The organism is Granulicatella elegans ATCC 700633 (assembly GCF_000162475.2).
In the GTDB taxonomy this organism is placed as follows: Bacteria; Bacillota; Bacilli; order Lactobacillales; family Aerococcaceae; genus Granulicatella; species Granulicatella elegans.
Window position 1 is genome coordinate 826052 of record NZ_KI391971.1, and the last position, 18228, is coordinate 844279.

17 protein-coding genes and 1 other annotated feature are annotated in these 18228 nt (G+C 32.6%); all 17 genes read left to right on the top strand.

Annotated features, from left to right (window positions below; genetic code table 11):
* Positions 1 to 88 precede the first annotated feature (88 nt).
* Positions 89 to 865, top strand: a complete 777-nt coding sequence (locus HMPREF0446_RS03905) for a class I SAM-dependent methyltransferase (RefSeq protein ID WP_006702711.1) — start codon at positions 89 to 91, stop codon at positions 863 to 865.
* Positions 865 to 1596, top strand: a complete 732-nt coding sequence (locus HMPREF0446_RS03910) for a class I SAM-dependent methyltransferase (protein ID WP_006702710.1) — start codon at positions 865 to 867, stop codon at positions 1594 to 1596. The genes HMPREF0446_RS03905 and HMPREF0446_RS03910 overlap by 1 nt, the downstream gene beginning before the upstream one ends.
* A 13-nt stretch (positions 1597 to 1609) precedes the next feature.
* Entirely contained in the window at positions 1610 to 2545 is a 936-nt protein-coding gene (locus HMPREF0446_RS03915; RefSeq protein WP_006702709.1) for an ABC transporter permease, read from the top strand.
* A 68-nt stretch (positions 2546 to 2613) separates the two neighbouring features.
* A complete protein-coding gene (locus tag HMPREF0446_RS03920; RefSeq protein ID WP_051349237.1) occupies positions 2614 to 3324 on the top strand; it encodes an ABC transporter permease in 711 nt (236 codons plus the stop codon).
* Positions 3324 to 4838 (top strand): ABC transporter substrate-binding protein, encoded by a 1515-nt coding sequence (locus HMPREF0446_RS03925; RefSeq protein ID WP_020991347.1) that lies wholly within the window; start codon positions 3324 to 3326, stop codon positions 4836 to 4838. The genes HMPREF0446_RS03920 and HMPREF0446_RS03925 overlap by 1 nt, the downstream gene beginning before the upstream one ends.
* Positions 4838 to 6262, top strand: a complete 1425-nt coding sequence (locus HMPREF0446_RS03930) for an ABC transporter ATP-binding protein (protein WP_006702706.1) — start codon at positions 4838 to 4840, stop codon at positions 6260 to 6262. The genes HMPREF0446_RS03925 and HMPREF0446_RS03930 overlap by 1 nt, the downstream gene beginning before the upstream one ends.
* Before the next feature lie 111 nt (positions 6263 to 6373).
* Positions 6374 to 6580 (top strand) — a binding site (T-box leader).
* A 59-nt stretch (positions 6581 to 6639) separates the two neighbouring features.
* Positions 6640 to 7956 (top strand): histidine--tRNA ligase, encoded by a 1317-nt coding sequence (gene hisS, locus HMPREF0446_RS03935; protein ID WP_006702705.1) that lies wholly within the window; start codon positions 6640 to 6642, stop codon positions 7954 to 7956.
* A 15-nt stretch (positions 7957 to 7971) separates the two neighbouring features.
* Entirely contained in the window at positions 7972 to 9729 is a 1758-nt protein-coding gene (gene aspS, locus HMPREF0446_RS03940; RefSeq protein WP_006702704.1) for an aspartate--tRNA ligase, read from the top strand.
* A 76-nt stretch (positions 9730 to 9805) separates the two neighbouring features.
* Positions 9806 to 10573: a DeoR/GlpR family DNA-binding transcription regulator gene (locus HMPREF0446_RS03945; protein WP_006702703.1), complete on the top strand. Its 768-nt coding sequence runs from the start codon at positions 9806 to 9808 to the stop codon at positions 10571 to 10573.
* Positions 10574 to 10593: 20 nt separating this feature from the next.
* Positions 10594 to 11304 (top strand): tRNA (adenine(22)-N(1))-methyltransferase, encoded by a 711-nt coding sequence (locus HMPREF0446_RS03950; RefSeq protein ID WP_006702702.1) that lies wholly within the window; start codon positions 10594 to 10596, stop codon positions 11302 to 11304.
* The gene (locus HMPREF0446_RS03955; protein ID WP_006702701.1) at positions 11291 to 12415 is read left to right on the top strand and encodes a Nif3-like dinuclear metal center hexameric protein; all 1125 of its coding nucleotides are present in this window, start codon (positions 11291 to 11293) and stop codon (positions 12413 to 12415) included. Before HMPREF0446_RS03950 ends, HMPREF0446_RS03955 begins: the two co-directional genes overlap by 14 nt.
* Positions 12416 to 12432: 17 nt before the next feature.
* A complete protein-coding gene (gene pepT / locus HMPREF0446_RS03960) occupies positions 12433 to 13659 on the top strand; it encodes a peptidase T (protein WP_006702700.1) in 1227 nt (408 codons plus the stop codon).
* 292 nt (positions 13660 to 13951) lie between these two features.
* Complete coding sequence (locus tag HMPREF0446_RS03965; RefSeq protein ID WP_020991348.1) at positions 13952 to 14623, top strand: response regulator transcription factor; 672 nt, start codon at positions 13952 to 13954, stop codon at positions 14621 to 14623.
* Complete coding sequence (locus tag HMPREF0446_RS03970) at positions 14608 to 15684, top strand: sensor histidine kinase (protein ID WP_020991349.1); 1077 nt, start codon at positions 14608 to 14610, stop codon at positions 15682 to 15684. The genes HMPREF0446_RS03965 and HMPREF0446_RS03970 overlap by 16 nt, the downstream gene beginning before the upstream one ends.
* Positions 15685 to 15954: 270 nt before the next feature.
* A complete protein-coding gene (locus HMPREF0446_RS03975; RefSeq protein ID WP_006702697.1) occupies positions 15955 to 16653 on the top strand; it encodes an ABC transporter ATP-binding protein in 699 nt (232 codons plus the stop codon).
* An 85-nt stretch (positions 16654 to 16738) separates the two neighbouring features.
* On the top strand, positions 16739 to 17470 hold the full coding sequence (locus HMPREF0446_RS03980; protein WP_244875064.1) for a hypothetical protein: 732 nt from the start codon (positions 16739 to 16741) through the stop codon (positions 17468 to 17470).
* Positions 17463 to 18152, top strand: a complete 690-nt coding sequence (locus HMPREF0446_RS03985; RefSeq protein WP_006702695.1) for a hypothetical protein — start codon at positions 17463 to 17465, stop codon at positions 18150 to 18152. The genes HMPREF0446_RS03980 and HMPREF0446_RS03985 overlap by 8 nt, the downstream gene beginning before the upstream one ends.
* The last annotated feature ends 76 nt before the right edge of the window (positions 18153 to 18228 follow it).

Below are 18228 nucleotides of genomic sequence, written 5' to 3' on the forward strand. Positions count from 1 at the left end.
TGTGATGATTTGTTAACATTAATTCAAAAACTCTTTGATAAACTTGTAACAGAATTTATAAAAGTAAGGTGAAAAGGGAGTAACAAATGTGAACTTGTTAGAAGAAATACAACATTATTGGAATCATCGTTACTCAGGATATTCCAAAGTGAATCAAAAAGAATTAGAGGGAATTCAAAGAGAAAGATGGAAAAAACAATTTGAACGATTGTTACCAGCTAATAAAAATCTTAAAGTTCTAGATATAGGAACTGGACCTGGATTTTTTACAATTATTTTAGAAGAATTAGGTTATACAAATATAATGGGTATTGATGTTTCCGAAAAAATGCTAGAAGTTGCCAAAGAGAATATTCAAAAATATGGTAAAAAAGATTCAAGTATAGAACTCATTCAAATGGATGCCCAAAAGTTAGAATTTAAACCAGAAAGTTTTGATATTATTGTTAGTCGAAATTTAACTTGGAATTTAGAAAAACCTCAACAAGCTTATTCAGAATGGTTAAGAGTGTTGAAACCCAATGGAGCTTTATTTATTTTTGATGCGAATTGGTATGCATTTCTTCAAAATGAATCATTAGAAAAAGAATTTGAAGCAAAACGGAAAAAAGCTATAGAAGAAAAGTTAGAAGATTATTGGCAAGGTGAAGGTGTTGATGAAGAAAAAATGGACTGGATTGTTCAACAATTGCCTTTAACTTATCAACTAAGACCGCAATGGGATACGGAATATTTTTCTGCACAAGAAGGCATAGTAGTAGAAACGGAAGAAAACTTTGGAGATTTAGTGTGGGATTATGAAGAACTATTGAATTACGGTGCAACACCAATGTTTTGTATTAAAGTTGTAAAGGGGGATGCGTAATGACATCGAATCAAACAATACAAGAACGTGTTGAAAATTATTGGACAAATCGAAGTTCCTCTTTTTTAGAACAACGAACAAGAGAATTTCATAGCCCATTAAAAGATAGATGGATTACAGAATTTGAAAAATATTTACCACAAAAGACTGAGTTAAAAATATTAGATATTGGATGTGGAACAGGATTCTTTACAGGCATTTTAAGTCAAATGGGTCATGAAGTAATAGGAATTGACTTAACAAAGGAAATGATTCATTTGGCTGCTGTATTTGCTAAACAGGAGAAGTTTGATGCGCAATTTTTAGTGATGGATGCTCAAAATCTTGAGTTTAAAGGTGCAAGTTTTGATATCGTCATTGCAAGAAATGTTACTTGGACATTACCAGATGTTCCAAAAGCTTATCAGGAATGGCTTCGAGTATTAAATAAAGGTGGATTACTCATAAATATCGATGGGAATTATGGTGCTTCAAGTATGACAGATACAAGTCATTTACCACAGCATCATGCCCATCATCATTTAAGTCAAGATACTTTAACAGAATGCGAAATGATTCAAAGAAGTTTAACCATTTCTAGCGAAGTTCGACCTCAATGGGATGTGCAATATTTATTAAATCAAGAAGTTGACTCTCTTCAAATTGATCAATCAATTAGCCAAAGAATTTATCTTGAAAAAGATGAATTTTATAATCCGACCCCTTTATTCTTACTATGTGCTAAAAAGTAAGGAGTGGTTGTGGATGTTTAAAGTATTGAAAAAATTTTTAACGATAGTTGTATTATTTGTTGGTATTTCATTTTTTGTGTTTTTACTCATTCATCTAGCACCTAGTGACCCAGCTTCTGTAAAAATGTCAGCAGGAACAGGTCGTGTCTCTACAGAAGCTCTTGCACTCATGCGTGAGGAAATGGGACTGAATCAACCATTACTTGTACAATATGGAAATTGGCTTTTTAAATTTCTTCAAGGAGATTTTGGAAAGAGTTTAATGTCTGATATCAAGACTGAGAAATTAATCATTCCGGCTGCTATGAATACGATTCAATTGGCAGTGATAACTTTAGTGGTTTCACTAGGAATCTCCATTCCATTGTCGATATTTTTTGTACAATGTCAAAACCGGATTGTAAAATCACTCTTTCAAATGATTTTATTTTTCAAAATGTCATTGCCGTCTTTTGTGATAGGATATCTTTTGATGTATGTATTTAGTGTTCAATTAAAATGGTTTCCTTTACTAGCTAAGCAAGGTGGTACTGGATTAATATTACCGATAATAACGATTATTATTCCAGTAAGCGCAAAATTTATTCAACAATTTTCAGCGTTGTTAGAACAAGAATTACAACATGAATATGTTAAAGTGCTTTATTACCGTGGAATGGAAGAGTCCAAAATCTTTCAACGACATTTATTGAAAAATATATTTCCTACGATGGTGACCATTATTTTATTATCGTTTGGTTCTTTAATGGCGGGTGTCGTTGTAGTAGAAACCATTTTCTATTGGCCAGGAATTGGGAAGTTATTAGTGGATAGTATTAGTTCGAGAGATTATCCACTCGTACAAATGATTGTAGTTTCTATTAGCTTTTTATATTTAGTGCTCACTCAAATTTCTGATGGATTACAAAATTGGACAGATATCCGTATTAAAGGCGGTGATTTGCCATGATAAAAAGGGAAAAATGCAGAATTGGCATTATTATTTTAGTAGTTCTATTACTATTGTGGAGTACTTTATTGTTAAACTACGAAACTATGAATGCGAATGATTTGTTAAGTCCACCAAGTTCTCGTCATTGGTTTGGTACGGATGATTTTGGTCGTGATGTTTTTATTCGAGTGATTGTAGGAGCTAGATATTCAATTGGAGCTTCTCTGTTCATTGTTGGATTATCTTATTTAGGCGGTATTCTTCTAGGAGGACTAGCGGGAGTCTTTGGTGGATGGATCGACAGAATCATAACAAGTATGTTAGATATTTTGTTAGCCATTCCTAGTTTATTGATTGCCATTACGGTAGCTGGAGTATTAGGTGGAGGATTAAGAAATGGAGTCATCGCTCTTGTAATAAGTTATTTACCGTATTATGCCAAATTAACAAGAGGAGAAATTCGTAAAATAAAAGTTCGAGAATATGTGACCGTAATGTATATGCAAGGAGCTCCATTATGGTATCGGATGATTACGATTTTAAAAAATATTCAAAAACCATTAGTGACGTATATGATCGTCAATATTTCGAGTACTATTTTAAGTTTAGCAACTTTATCTTTTTTAGGAATAGGAGTAAAAGTTCCTCAACCAGAATGGGGAACAATGTTAAATGAGGGAAGATTATCATTTGAACAAGCGCCATGGTTAATGGTTGCTCCAGGACTTGCGATTACGATAACGATTATTATGTTTAACGGAATTCATATTTGGATTCAACAGAAAGGGAGATCATGATGAAATTAAAAAATATGTTATTAACCATTGCAGCAGTAGTATTAGTGGGATGTGCACCTGTCCAGCCAGCATCTCAACAACAAGAAAGTAGCCAAAATTCAACTTTTAAAATTGGATATTCTCAATTCACAGCCGGAATTGACCCAGCAAAAGATTGGGAAGGTTGGTATACGATTCGTTTTGGAATTGGGGAAACATTATTCCGTTTAACAAAGGACTTTGATGTAGAACCTTGGTTAGCATCCTCATATAAGAAAATTGATGATCAAACATGGGAAATTCATTTAAAAGAAAATCTTACTTTTTCTAATGGAAAACCTGTGACTACTGATGCAGTTATTGCTAGCCTTCAAAGAGTAGGAGAAAATCATAAGTCAGGAAAAATTTTTAAAACAGCTACTTATGCAGCTAATGATTCATTAACGTTTACAGTACATACTGAAAAACCGAGTCCTCAATTTATTCATGAATTAGTGGATGCTAAAACAGCTATTGTAGATGTAACAAGTAGTGACAAAATTATAGGAACAGGCCCTTATGAAGTGGCAGAATTTAAACCAAATGATTCCATTTCATTAACAGCTTCCACTCATTATTGGGATGGTAATGCATCGATTAAAGAAGTTCATTATCAATTAATTCCAGATCAAAAAACATTGGAATTAGCGATTAAATCAAAAGAAGTTGATGGTGGATTAGATTTGAATGATGACGTAGCAGATTCATTAATGAAAGATTCTTCTGTTCAAGTGTATAATCAACCAAGTACGAGAACGTACCATTTAGAATTGAATAAAGCAAGATTACAAGATAAAAAAGTACGTCAAGCAATTTTACATGCGATTAATAAACAAGAATTGACACAAGACTTCTTAAAAGGTCATGTCACTCCTGCAGACGGTGCTTTTTTAGATTCTAGTATTTATTCAAGTGGTACATTTGCAAATAAACATTACCAACCAGAAATGACAACTAAATTATTAGAAGAAGCTGGCTATCAAACAAAAAATGCAGATGGTATTTTAGTGAATGCTCAAAATGAACCATTACAAATTGTTCTAAAAACTTATAAGAGATTAGCAAATGAAAAAATTGCTACAGCACTGCAACAACAATTCAAACAAGTAGGAATTGATTTAAAAATTGATATTCAAGAAAAAGTTGATGGATTAAATCAATTAGATTATGACATTGCATTAGCTTCAGCATTAACATTGCCAACGGGAGATCCTCACTACTTCCTAGCAGCAACTTTATCTAGTGATGGAGCTTTAAACTATGTGAAGAATGCAGACTCATGGTTGGATGAAAAAATTTCTACCTTAGGTCATGAAGTAGATTTAGAAAAAATTCGTAATGAAGTCGCAGAAATTCAAGATTATGCAAGAGAAGAAGCAGTTGTAGATTACATTGGATTTGTGAACTTACATGGAGCGATGAACAATTATATTCACAATTTTGAACTTTCTCCATCTGATTTCTATCATATTACGAATAAATTGGTAAAAGACTAATGGGAAAAATAATTATTGACGTTAAGCAATTAAATGCTGCATATGGACAAGAAGTAGTCCTCAAAGATTTAGACTTTTCCATTAAAGAAGGAGAAGTCATTGGAATTATTGGAGAATCTGGTATTGGAAAATCAACATTTTTAGAATGTTTACTTGGTAATATTCATCAAAAGGTAATGATGAATGCGACTAAAATGAAGTTTTTAGAAGAAAACTGGTTGACCTTATCTATTAAAAAGAGAAGAGATTATTTGAGGCAGGATATTGGCATCATTTTCCAAAATGGACAACATAGTTTAGATCCTTTATTTAAAATCGGTAAACAGTTGGAAGAATTAATGGTAGAACCCAATCATCAAACAATGATTGCAGTTCTTAAAATGGTTCAATTAGAAGAAAAAGTATTACAATTATATCCACATGAGTTATCTGGAGGAATGCTACAAAGAGTGATGATTGCAATGGCGTTTATCAATCAGCCGAAATTAATTATTGCTGATGAACCCTTTAGTGCTTTAGACGCTCCTTTACAAAAGGAGATGATGCAATTAATTGTTAATCTTGCAAAGCAATATGATACTGCAACGATTATGGTGACACATCAACGAGAGTTAGCGTATCAATTTTGTACGAAAGTGTTGACTTTAGAAGAGGGTTATTTTGTAGAGAAAGAGGAAAAAGTAGAAGAAAAAATTTCTATTGTTCGTGACCGTGGTGATCAAAAAGAAGTATTTTTTCAATTGAAAAATGTAACAAATCATTATAAAGATGAGGATGTTATTCTTCAAAATCTTACACTTGATATTCCAAAATATGAAGTAACAGGAATCATCGGACATTCAGGAGCAGGGAAGACAACTCTTGCAAAGATTTTATCTGGCTTTATTCCATATGAAGGTAGTATTAAGATTGAAGAAAAAGAATTAAGAGAAGTATTGACTCATGAAAAACAAAGCTATTACCGAAGAGTTCAATATTTATTCCAAAATAGTTTACTATCTTTTAATCCGAATCAAACGATAGTGAAAAGCTTAGAAGAACCGTTAAGATTTATGCAGAAAATAAAGAATAAGACAGAACGAATTCAAAAGATACAGGAATTATTTACTAGTCTAGAGTTAGAATTCGATTGGCTAGAAAAATATCCTTATCAATTATCTGGAGGGCAATGTCAACGCTGTGCCATTGCAAGGGCTATTTTAGCACAACCAGAATGCTTAATTTGTGATGAAATAACAAGTTCACTAGATGATGCGAATCAGGAAAAAGTTATACAAGTGTTACAAAAAGTTCAGGAAGAAACTAATATGACGATAGTATTGATTAGTCATAATCAGACATTAATTGAAGCGATTTGTTCGAATGTTATTGTGTTAAAAGAGGGTCAATTGATGGAGACAATAGATTTAATAGAGAAAAAGTAAAAAAATAAGTAAGTTAATAATTAAAATATGATTTATCATCAAAAGTTAACATTTCTATTCACATTACTTGACAAACAGTTAACTTTTTAGTAAATTAGTATCAATTTCATAGGAAATCCAATGAAGGAGCTAAGTAGATTCACAGCAATTAGAGAGAGAAATCATGGCTGAAAGTTTCTCATAAAGACTGAAAGAATTGAAAGACACTCTGGAGGAGAATAATGCAAAGTTATTCCGGCAAAGGAGCCGTTATTTAGTAGAGGAATAGAGGTAGCTCTATTCAAATTTAGGTGGTACCACGAAATAATCGTCCTGACTCATTCATTTGAGTCAGGATTTTTTTTTACATATTTTTATACATAGAAAGTAGGGATAAAATGATTCAAAAACCAAAAGGAACAGCCGATTTATTACCAGAGGAAATAAAAATTTGGCACTATATTGAAGAAACTGCTCGCATTATTTTAGGAGATTATCAATTTGAAGAAATGCGTACACCAATGTTTGAAAGTTATGAATTATTTAGTAGAGGTGTGGGTGATACTTCGGATATCGTTTCTAAAGAAATGTATGACTTTTATGATAAGGGTGACCGTCATATTACATTACGTCCAGAAGGAACAGCAGCTATCGTTCGTGCGTATGTAGAAAATAAATTATTTGGACCAGAACATAAGAAACCTTATAAAGTTTATTACATGGCTCCAATGTTCCGTTATGAACGTCCACAATCAGGACGTTTAAGACAATTCCACCAATTAGGTGTGGAAGTATTTGGATCAACAAATCCAGCAACGGATGTTGAGACAATTGCAATGGCATGGGATTTATTAAAAGAACTTGGCTTATCAAATATGCGTTTAGTGATTAATTCACTTGGAAAAACCGCAGACCGTATTGCATACCGCCAAGCTTTAATTGATTATTTAGAACCATTTACTGAAGAATTGAGTGAAGATTCTAAAAATCGTCTTCATAAAAATCCATTACGTGTATTAGATAGTAAAGATAAACGTGATATCGAAATCGTAAAAAATGCACCACGTATTTTAGAATTTTTATCAGATGAAGCACGTACTCACTTTGAAAAAGTGCAACAATATCTAACTGCCTTAGAAATTCCATTTGAAATTGATGAAACAATGGTTCGTGGATTAGATTATTATCAAGATACGATTTTTGAAATTATGACGGATTCAAAATCATTTGGTGCTAAAACAACGATTTGTGGTGGAGGACGTTATGATGGTCTTGTACAAGAATTAGATGGACCAGAAACACCAGGATTCGGATTTGGATTAGGAATGGAAAGACTTGTGTTATTAATGAAAGATGAACAAGTAGAAATTCCTGATTTACAAGAATTAGATGCTTATATTGTTGGGTTAGGAGAAGAAACGGAAGAGGAAGTATTAAAACTTTCTATCTCTTTACGCCAACAAGGTTATTCTGTAGATCGTGATTTCTTCGGTAGAAAAGCAAAACCTCAATTTAAAAATGCTCAAAAATATGGAGCAAAAGTTGTGATTACTTTAGGTGAAGAAGAATTGGCAAGTCGTCAAGTTCCACTAAAAGTAATGAACACTGGTAAAGAAGTAAAAGTTGACTTAGCAGATGTATATGAAGATTTTGATAGTCTATTCCGCCAAGCAACAATGGATACAACAGCAATTGATGAATATTTTGGAAAATAGAAAGTAGGGATTTGTATGAAAAAGAGATCAATTTATTGTGGATTAGTCACAGAAGAATTAGTAGGAAAAGAAATTACATTACATGGTTGGGTACAAAAACGTCGTGACCATGGTGGAGTTATTTTTATCGACTTACGTGACCGTGAAGGTGTAATGCAAGTGGTATTTAACCCACAACATAACCAAGCAGCTTTTGAAATTGCAGATACCTTACGTCCAGAGTACGTTATTGAAGTAACAGGTACCGTTGCATTACGTGGAGAAGGATTAACAAATCCAAACTTAAAAACAGGAACAATGGAATTAGAAGTTCACCAAGTTGAATTATTATCGAAAGCTAAAACTCCACCAATTTACATTGAAGATGACAAAGTAGCTTCAGATGAATTACGTATGAAATATCGTTATTTAGATATGCGTCGTAAACCTGTCTTAGAAAACTTACGTTTACGTCATAAAACAACTCGTGCGATTCGTGAATATTTAGATACTGAAGGATTTATCGATGTAGAAACTCCATACTTAGCAAAATCAACTCCAGAAGGAGCTCGTGACTATTTAGTACCTTCACGTGTACATGAAGGAAGTTTCTATGCTTTACCACAATCACCTCAAACATTTAAACAATTATTAATGGGTGGGGGATTAGACCGTTACTACCAAATCGTTCGTTGCTTCCGTGACGAAGATTTACGTGGAGACCGTCAACCTGAATTTACACAAGTTGATATTGAAACAAGTTTCTTATCAGCTGAAGAAATTCAAGAAATGATGGAAGGTTTATTGAAAAAAGTGATGAAAGATACATTAGGAGTAGAAGTAACAACTCCATTCCCACGTCTTTCATTTGCTGAAGCAATGAGCCGTTATGGTAATGATAAACCAGATACTCGTTTTGCATTAGAATTAATTGATGTAGCAGATATTGTAAAAGATTCTGACTTAAAAGTGTTCAGTACAGTTGTTGAAAATGGTGGACATGTTAAAGCCTTAAACTTAAAAGGATTAGCAGATGAATATTCACGTAAAGATGCAGATAGCTTAGCACAATTTGTTGCTAAATACGGTGCTAAAGGATTAGCTTGGTTGAAAGTTGAAGAAGATGGTCTAAAAGGACCAATCGCTAAATTCTTAGTAAACCAAGAAACAGCATTAAGAGAACGTTTAGATGCAGAAGTGGGAGATATTATTTTCTTCTGTGCGGATAAACCAAGTGTTGTAGCTCAATCATTATCAGAATTACGTTTACACTTCGGTAGAAAACATGAATTAATTGATCAATCTAAATTCAACTTCTTATGGGTTGTTGATTGGCCATTATTAGAATATGACGAAGATGCAAATCGTTATGTTGCAATGCACCATCCATTTACTCGTCCAGTAAATGAAGATTTCAATGCTTTATTAGAAGATCCAGCAGCAGCTAAAGCTCAAGCTTATGATATTGTATTAAATGGATATGAATTAGGTGGAGGTTCATTAAGAATTTATAGAAGAGACATGCAAGAAGCAATGTTTAACGTATTAGGATTCACAAAAGAATCTGCACAAGAACAATTTGGATTCTTAATGGATGCATTAGATTATGGATTCCCACCACATGGAGGAATTGCATTAGGATTAGACCGTTTAGTTATGTTATTAGCTGGAGAAGACAACATCCGTGAAGTAATTGCATTCCCTAAAAATGGTTCAGCAATGGATACAATGACACAAGCACCAAGTCCAGTATCTGAACAACAATTACAAGAATTATCATTAAAAATTCGCTAAAATCAATGAACAATGGAGAAGTCGTCAATGAAGGCTTCTCCTCTGTTCTTCATAGAGAAAAAAGGAACGAATACTAATGAAAAATAGCAAAGGTGTTGTGTTTAAGAGACAACAAGAAATTTTGAAATTATTACAGGAACATAGGCAATTATCTGTTGAAGAATTATCTGCCAGATTAGAAGTTTCTGAAATTACAATCCGTAGAGATTTACAACGTTTTGAAGATCAAGGACTGATTGAACGTTTTTATGGTGGAGCAAAATATATTTCAGGTAAAATCGAAAAAGAAAATATTGAACAAAAACAATATAATTCCACTAAAAAAAATATTGCTCGTCGAGCATCTGGCTTAGTTCGCGAACATGATATGGTCTTTATTAATTCAGGTTCTACAGCCTTTTTATTATTGAATTATTTAGCAGACGAGAATGTAACGATATTAACGAATAATGGACGTTCTATTTTTAAAAAAGCTTCTTCAAAAGCTTCGGTTGTGTTAAGTGGAGGAGAAATTTTTGAGCAAAAGAAATCTTTAGTCGGAGATTTTGCCATTAATTCATTTTCAAAAGCACGTGCGAATATTTGCTTTTTAGGAGTGGGTGGTATTAATAAAAATGGAATTACAACTGTAGCATTACCTGAAACTGCGGTAAATCGTGTCATTTTAGAGCGCACGAATGGCCCTAAAATCATTGTAGCTGAAGGAGCTAAAGTTGGAAGAGAATCCAACTTCCACACTGCAGATTGTTCTATGATTACTCATTTAATTACGGATTATTCCGCTGATGCTGAAACAGTTGCGTATTTAAAGAGTATTGGTGTAAAAGTTTTATTTATTTCCTAATGGAAAGAAAGGAGTAAGAAATGTCGGTAGAATTAGGCCCAAGACTGAAAACTGTTGCTTCTTTTTTAGAAGGGGTGACATTATTATGTGATGTTGGTTCTGACCATGCTTATTTACCGGTGTATGCCATTCAGCAGGGATTGATCACACATGCAATTGCCGGAGAAGTTGTAAAAGGTCCATACGAGTCTGCAATGCAAACCGTTCAAGATTATGTTTTAAACGATAAAATTTCTGTTCGTTTAGGGGACGGTTTAGATGTCGTTACTTCTGAAGATGAAGTTAAAGCCATTTCTATTTGTGGTATGGGAGGAGAATTGATTGCTCGTATTTTAGAACAGGGTCGTGTAAATGGAACTTTAACGGGTAATGAGAAATTAGTGTTACAGCCAAATGTTGCAGAACATTTATTAAGACAGTGGTTAGTGGACCATCACTATGAAATTTTAGAAGAAGTTGTAGTGGAAGATCATCATCGCTTATATGAAATTATTGTAGCTGAAAAAAGAGAAGAGAGTGTCCCATTAACAGCAACGCAAATTAAATTCGGTCCAAAATTAATTGAGAACCCAACGGATTTAGTGATTCGTAAATGGGAACGACAATTACGTAAAATTGAAGAAATTTTAACGCAATTGAAACAGAGCAAAGAAATTCCAATTGAAAAAGTAGAAACATTTAACCATCAATATCTTGAGTTGAAAGGATTGATTGATCATGCCAACCGTTAGAGAGATTATCCGTAAATTTGAACAAAGAGTTCCGAAGTCTTTAGCAATGGGAAAAGATCCAATTGGCTTACATTTTGGGGATTGGAATCAAGAAGTCCAAGTAGTGATGACGACTTTAGATATTCGTCCTTCAATCATTCAAGAAGCAATTGAAAAAAATGTTGATTTAATTATAGCGCATCATCCACCAATTTTTAGACCGGTACAACAATTTGATTTAACAAATCCGCAACATAAAATGTATCAAGAAATTTTAAAACATGATATTGCGATTTATGCGGCTCATACAAACTTGGATGTTGTTTCAGGCGGTGTAAATGATTGGTTAAGTGAAGTCTTACAATTAGAAAAAGTAGAAGTACTATCTCCAACAGGAAAACTTCGTCAAATGAAAATTGCCGTATTCGTGCCTGAAGAACAAGCAAGCACAGTTCGTCAAGCAATGCATGAAGCAGGAGCAGGTCAAATCGGTAATTGTTACAAGGAATGTAGTTTTACAACTAGTGGAGTAGGACGCTTTACACCAACTGAAGGAGCGAATCCTGCAATTGGACAAGTGAATCAAGCAGAACAAGTAGTAGAAGAAAAAGTAGAAGTCATTTGTTATGAAAATCAAGTAGATGCTATTATTACTGCTATGAAAGCTAGTCATCCTTATGAAGTTCCAGCTTATGAAGTTTGGGCATTAGAAAATGATGCAAAAACACTAGGAATTGGACGAATTGGAAAATTACCTGAACCATTATCTGTCGATGATTTTGTCACTTATGTAAAAAATCAATTCCAATTAAAAGGATTACGTTTTGTCACTCCACGAAATCGTTCGTTAGACAAGATTCGTAAAGTTGCCGTTCTAGGAGGTTCTGGTGGAAGTTTTTACCAAGCAGCTGTAGGTAAAGGGGCAGATGCATTTGTAACAGGTGATATTACGTATCATGTGGCTCATGATATTCAAGAATCACCGATGTTATTAGTAGATGCAGGACATCATATTGAAGTCGTTTGTATTGAAAAATTAGCGAACTGGCTTGTACAATGGAATCAAGAAGAAAATTGGAATGTATCAGTGATTAAAAGTACGATTGATACAGATCCATTTGAATTTTTATAAGAAAGTAGGAATGTAATATGCCAAATCAATTAATTGATCGTTTTATTCGTTATGTAAAAAAGGAAACTCGTTCAGATGAAGCAAGCACAACTGTTCCATCAACACCAAGTCAAACAGAGTTTTTAAAAGACTTAGTAGAAGAATTAGTAGAATTAGGATATCAAGATGTAAGATTAAATCCTAAAAATAGTTTCGTAACGGCAACAATTCCAGCTACAACTACAAAAGAAGTACCAGTTGTTGGTTTTATTGCTCACGTAGATACAGCTGATTTTGAAGCTCGTAATGTACAACCTCAATTCCATGAAAATTATGATGGAGAAGCGATTGTATTAGATAAAGAAGGTAAATTTGTTTTATCTCCAAAAGATTTTCCAAATTTAAAAAATTATGTAGGGAAAACATTAATTACAACAGGTGGTACAACATTATTAGGAGCTGACGATAAAGCAGGTGTTAGTGAAATTGTTACTGCAGGTGCATACTTATTAGCTCATCCTGAAATCGAACACGGAAAAATTCGTGTAGCATTTGGTCCAGATGAAGAAATTGGACGTGGTGCTGATTTATTTGATGTGGAAGAATTTGGATGTGACTTTGCCTATACTATGGATGGAGGCCCAGTAGGAGAATTAGAATACGAAAGTTTCAATGCTGCTCAAGCTGAAATTACAATCCAAGGGAAAAATGTTCACCCAGGAACTGCAAAAGACACAATGGTAAATGCCTTAGAAATTGCTCGACAATTTCAAAATGCTTTGCCTGAATTTGAAGTTCCAGAACATACTTCTGGTCGTGAAGGATTCTATCACTTAATGTATGCTAATGGTGTTGTTGAAGAAGCAAAATTAGTTTATATTATTCGTGACCATGATCGTAAATTATTCGAAGCGAAAAAAGCTTATTTACAATTAGTTGCAGATCGACTAAACGCATCATTAGATAGTAATCGCATTTCAATTGATATGAAAGATCAATATTACAATATGGCTGAAATCATTGAAAAAGACTTTAGAGCTGTTGAAGTTGCTCAAAAAGCAATGGAAAACTTATCCATTACGCCGATTATTGAACCAATTCGTGGTGGTACAGATGGTTCTAAAATTTCATTTATGGGCTTACCAACGCCAAACATTTTTGCAGGCGGAGAAAACTTCCACGGACGATATGAATTCGTCGCTGTAGAATCAATGGAAAAAGCACGTGATGTCATTATTGAAATCGCACAATTACTAGCGAAATAATAATATGGCTTTTCTTATAGTAGCTAAGGACGGCAGCAGCTTCGCAAAGCGAATCTCATGCCTAAAAATTGAGCCTAAGGCTCAATTTTTCCTACACTATAAGCCAATCTGGCTATAGTGCTAAAGCTACAGAGAAAAGCCAATTTTATTTTGACGAAAGTTTATGAGTGGACGTTTAAAACTGAGCTTTTAGTGGAAGGGTACACTATTTTGTGTTCACATAGTTTATTGTAGACTATTATTAAATTATGCTAGAATATGCTTGAAATATATTTTCAAAGGAGAGTCAATTATGAAATCTAAAGTTCTAGTCGTAGATGATGATATTGCTATTTTAAGACTTATTAAAAATGTTCTAGAGAGTAAAAACTTTGTTGTGGACACACGAACTACTATTCCTGAAATTGATATCTGTCATTTTATCGGCTATGATTTAATTATTTTAGATATCATGATGCCCCACGATGGAATTGAAATCTGTAAGTATATCCGAGAATTTATTCCTGTTCCAATCATATTTTTAACAGCCAAAAATTTAGAAGAAGATATTGTATATGGAATACAGTCCGGTGCAGATGACTATATCACAAAACCATTTAGCATACCTGAACTAGTAGCTAGAGTACAGATGCATATCCGTCGAGAAGTACGCAATAATAATTCTAGTGAGATTCTACAATTTGGAGCACTGGCAATTGATAAAACGAAAGAAGAGCTTAGAATTGCGGATATACATATTCCCACTACAAAAAGAGAATTCCAATTAATTTTGTTACTCTCCAGCAATCCTAATAGAATATTTTCAAACGAAGAACTCTTTGATTATCTTTACCCTCATGATTCTGAAACTCAGGGGAGGTCAATTACAGAGTATGTATACCAAATCAGGCAAAAATTAAAACCTTATGAAATTAATCCAATTAAAACAATCTGGGGAGGTGGTTATCAGTGGATAACGCTCTGACTTTTAACCAACTGATTAGACAAACATACTTTAAAATTTTAAGACAATTTCTTATTAGTCTTTTTCTATTTTATTTTCTACCAATGTTATTTACTGCATTTACTAATATTACTGAAAAAAATGCAGGGGCATTTACCATTTATTTTAGCACGATTTCTTGGATTTATATTAGTCTTATTTTGTTTTCTATTATTGCTAAAAATATTAGCAATCTTTTAGAAAAGATAAAGCAAGAAACAAATATTGTTTATAATCAAAGCCTACTTGGGGATATAAATGAACAATCCTCAGCTAAGTTAACTTTAATTGAACTGATTGAAACAAGACAAAAAATTCAGGAAATGCAGTCAACGATTAAAAAAATGATTCAATCTGAAAAACAGCAAAAAAAGGAATTGATGTTTCAAGTCTCAGCTGCAGCGCATGATTTGAAGACACCTTTAACAATTATTCAAGGAAATGCTCAATTTTTACAATCTATGGACATCACTGGAAATATTGGTCAATGTTTAGGAGATATCGAACTTGCTAGCCAACAACTTAATAAATACTTTAACCAACTAATCAATTATTCTAAAACATTCTATAATGATACTTCCAATTGGGAGAGTTTCTCATCGGATTACTTAGTTGAATTATTTGAACAAGAAATTAAGTTACGTACTGACAAAAAGGCTAAAATCCAAATTTCAAATAACCTACCAATCCCTATTAATTTAACACTTAATTTAAACTTATTTTTACGAGCTATCCTAAATATTATCAATAATGCAATTGACCATTCCATAAGTAATTATCCAGTCATAAGAATAGACTATCAGTTAATGGATAATAAATTTTTTATTTCTATATGGAATAGCGATTCCTCATTTTCGGAGAATATACTTGAAAAATATGGCTTACTTTTCTATCAAGATAATCAGGAAACAAATTTAGAACAAGGAAATCATTTCGGAATTGGATTAGCATTTGTTAATCGGGTAGCGAAAATTCATGGTGGAGAAGTGAAGTTGAGTAATTTTGAGAATGGTGCTCTTGTCACTATTTCTATACCAGTCTAGTCTTTAGTTTTCAACTATGATAATCTTCAAACTTTAAATTAATAACTACTTTCGTCATCTTGTTTAAGGTGGCGATTTTTTATTGGGTTGATTTACTTTTATATCTATTTCTATGATAAGAATTTCTGATATTTTTCTGATATTTATTTTGTATAACAAGAAGTGTAGACGACATATATATATATATGGAATTTGATGGTATACCAATTGATAAAGAGATAAATTTATTTAAGTCTCAAAAATTATATTTGTAAAAGGTGGAAAAGATAAATGATACAATTTGAGAAAATTAGCAAAGGTTTTATTAGTAAGAGTGTTCTTTCAGAAGTTTCGTTTACGGCAAAAGAGGGAGAAATAACGGCACTAATTGGTCCAAATGGGTCTGGTAAATCGACTTTAATAAAAATATTACTAGGTTTGATTTCCCCAGATGAAGGCAGAGCGACTTTTGATGGAAAAAGTTATGAAGAATTAGGTAAATACCCCTTTAGATATGTAGGTGCATTTTTAGATAGTTTTCAACCAAATCCAACAAGGACAGCCTATAGTCACTTAAGGTGGATTGCTTTAACTAGTGGTATAGATAAGAAGAGATGTTTAGAATGTTTAAAATTAGTTGGTCTTCATGATGTTGGTAATAAAAGGATAAAAGACTACTCCCTTGGAATGAAACAAAGATTGGGGCTGGCTACGGCTATTTTAGCGAATCCTAAAATACTTATTTTGGATGAACCCATTAATGGACTCGATCCAGATGGAATTAGATGGGTTAGAGAGTTTCTAAGAGAATTTGTTAGAGGCGGTAAAATAGTTTTAATCACAAGTCATTATATGAATGAATTAGAACTTACAGTTGATAAAATTGTAGGATTATCAAATGGTAAGATAGTAATTGATGGTAGTAGCAAAGATGTTCTTGAAGAATATGGCTCTTTTGAGGAAGCCTATTTTAAATCTGTTATAAATTAAAGGGGGGTAAACTTTTATGAAAAATATAAGTAGTGAATTATACAAAATATTCTCATTGCCACTCTTTTGGAGGGGAGTAGCAATTTTGATTGGAATCAGTGTATTCTTTACCTTTCAAAATATTCAAGTAATTAATGCGATAGCAAATGGGAATACAGAAATTCTTATACTAGAAGATACGACTAGTCAATTAACAGAGTTTCAAACAGTAAGAGATGCGATATTATCTTCTCCTTACCAATCTAGTATATTATTTTTTCCAATCTTATTTGCACTGATTCTATCTACGGAGTATAAATTTGGACAGGAATCATTTACTAAATTATTAACACCAAAATGGCAGACAGTTTTAACAGGTCAGATTTGTTCTGGAATAATTGTATCTAGTATATTGACGGTTGTTCTATCTTTAATAAATAGTGCGATGCTCTATGCAATGTTAGATGAAACATTACAAAATTATCTTAACTTAGGTCTTGTTTTAGAAGTAACGTTAAGAATTATTATCTTTTCCATAACACTGACATTACTTTCAATGTTTTTAGTAAAGATAACAAGAAAGCCTATTCCGTCTGTCATTATTATTGTAAGTATTCTTGTTATAACTTTATCAGGCATATTGAGAATTGTTTCTCCGACGCTTGAAAATTTATTTCCTTTAACAGGTGCAAAGTCATTCGCATTTGGAAGAGTAGAAAATAACAATCCTTCAGAAATGTATGGTTTATTATTATTATTATCTCAAGCATCAATAGTAACTATAATGATGTATATTAAAGCTTGGTATAAAAATAAGAAGGAGAAGAAACATGGATGAAATGATATATGCTCTTATGTATAAAAAATATAGTTTAATTACTGTGAAAATACAAATTTTAAGTCAGTTATTGCTTACTTTATTTATCTGTATTCTTAGTTTAATAACATTTGAAATCAATGATAATGATATTATACTATCTAATAATCAAATTTTGGTAATTTCATCTTATTTATTTATGATAGGCGGACTGATAAATGGCTCTATAGAAGTCGAGAATTCAGAATCTAAAATAGTCTATTTATTAACCGGAAACAAAAATAACAGTACACAAAAAATTATGATTGTTGAGATAATAGACTGTGTATTACAAGCAATTCTATCATTGTTAGTTATCGTAAGTTTCTTCATTGTTAAAGGAACTATTAAGGAAGTTAGCTTAATACAGTTTTTCTCTTATCTTTTTAGTAGCATTTTGTGTTTCTTGATTGCATATTATTTAACTTTATTTTTTAAGAGTTCGATGACAGCATTAGCTACTTTGTTACTATTTCCAATATTAGTTATTCCCTATATTGAACGTGTACTTCCTGTAGTATTACCATACATCTATTCTGAAGCTATTGCTGAAAGTTTCAAAATATCAGCAATGTCTTCTAGTCATATTCTATTATTATTATGGAATTTGATTTTACTCTTATTAATCTATTTGAAAGTCAAAAAGAGGTTGAAAAAGGATTAGTCGAAATATGTTATCTACAGTTGAAAATCCCATATTTATCGAAAATACATCAACATCTGACAAAATACAAATGGCT

Bases quoted from the DNA above. Each gene is read 5' to 3' on its own strand.
- HMPREF0446_RS03965 (WP_020991348.1), top strand. From the start codon at position 13,952: ATGAAATCTAAAGTTCTAGTCGTAGATGATGATATTGCTATTTTAAGA.
- HMPREF0446_RS03955 (WP_006702701.1), top strand. From the start codon at position 11,291: ATGCCAACCGTTAGAGAGATTATCCGTAAATTTGAACAAAGAGTTCCG.
- HMPREF0446_RS03985 (WP_006702695.1), top strand. From the start codon at position 17,463: ATGGATGAAATGATATATGCTCTTATGTATAAAAAATATAGTTTAATT.
- HMPREF0446_RS03945 (WP_006702703.1), top strand. From the start codon at position 9,806: ATGAAAAATAGCAAAGGTGTTGTGTTTAAGAGACAACAAGAAATTTTG.
- HMPREF0446_RS03910 (WP_006702710.1), top strand. From the start codon at position 865: ATGACATCGAATCAAACAATACAAGAACGTGTTGAAAATTATTGGACA.
- HMPREF0446_RS03925 (WP_020991347.1), top strand. From the start codon at position 3,324: ATGAAATTAAAAAATATGTTATTAACCATTGCAGCAGTAGTATTAGTG.
- HMPREF0446_RS03930 (WP_006702706.1), top strand. From the start codon at position 4,838: ATGGGAAAAATAATTATTGACGTTAAGCAATTAAATGCTGCATATGGA.
- pepT (WP_006702700.1), top strand. From the start codon at position 12,433: ATGCCAAATCAATTAATTGATCGTTTTATTCGTTATGTAAAAAAGGAA.
- HMPREF0446_RS03975 (WP_006702697.1), top strand. From the start codon at position 15,955: ATGATACAATTTGAGAAAATTAGCAAAGGTTTTATTAGTAAGAGTGTT.
- aspS (WP_006702704.1), top strand. From the start codon at position 7,972: ATGAAAAAGAGATCAATTTATTGTGGATTAGTCACAGAAGAATTAGTA.
- HMPREF0446_RS03950 (WP_006702702.1), top strand. From the start codon at position 10,594: ATGTCGGTAGAATTAGGCCCAAGACTGAAAACTGTTGCTTCTTTTTTA.
- hisS (WP_006702705.1), top strand. From the start codon at position 6,640: ATGATTCAAAAACCAAAAGGAACAGCCGATTTATTACCAGAGGAAATA.
- HMPREF0446_RS03915 (WP_006702709.1), top strand. From the start codon at position 1,610: ATGTTTAAAGTATTGAAAAAATTTTTAACGATAGTTGTATTATTTGTT.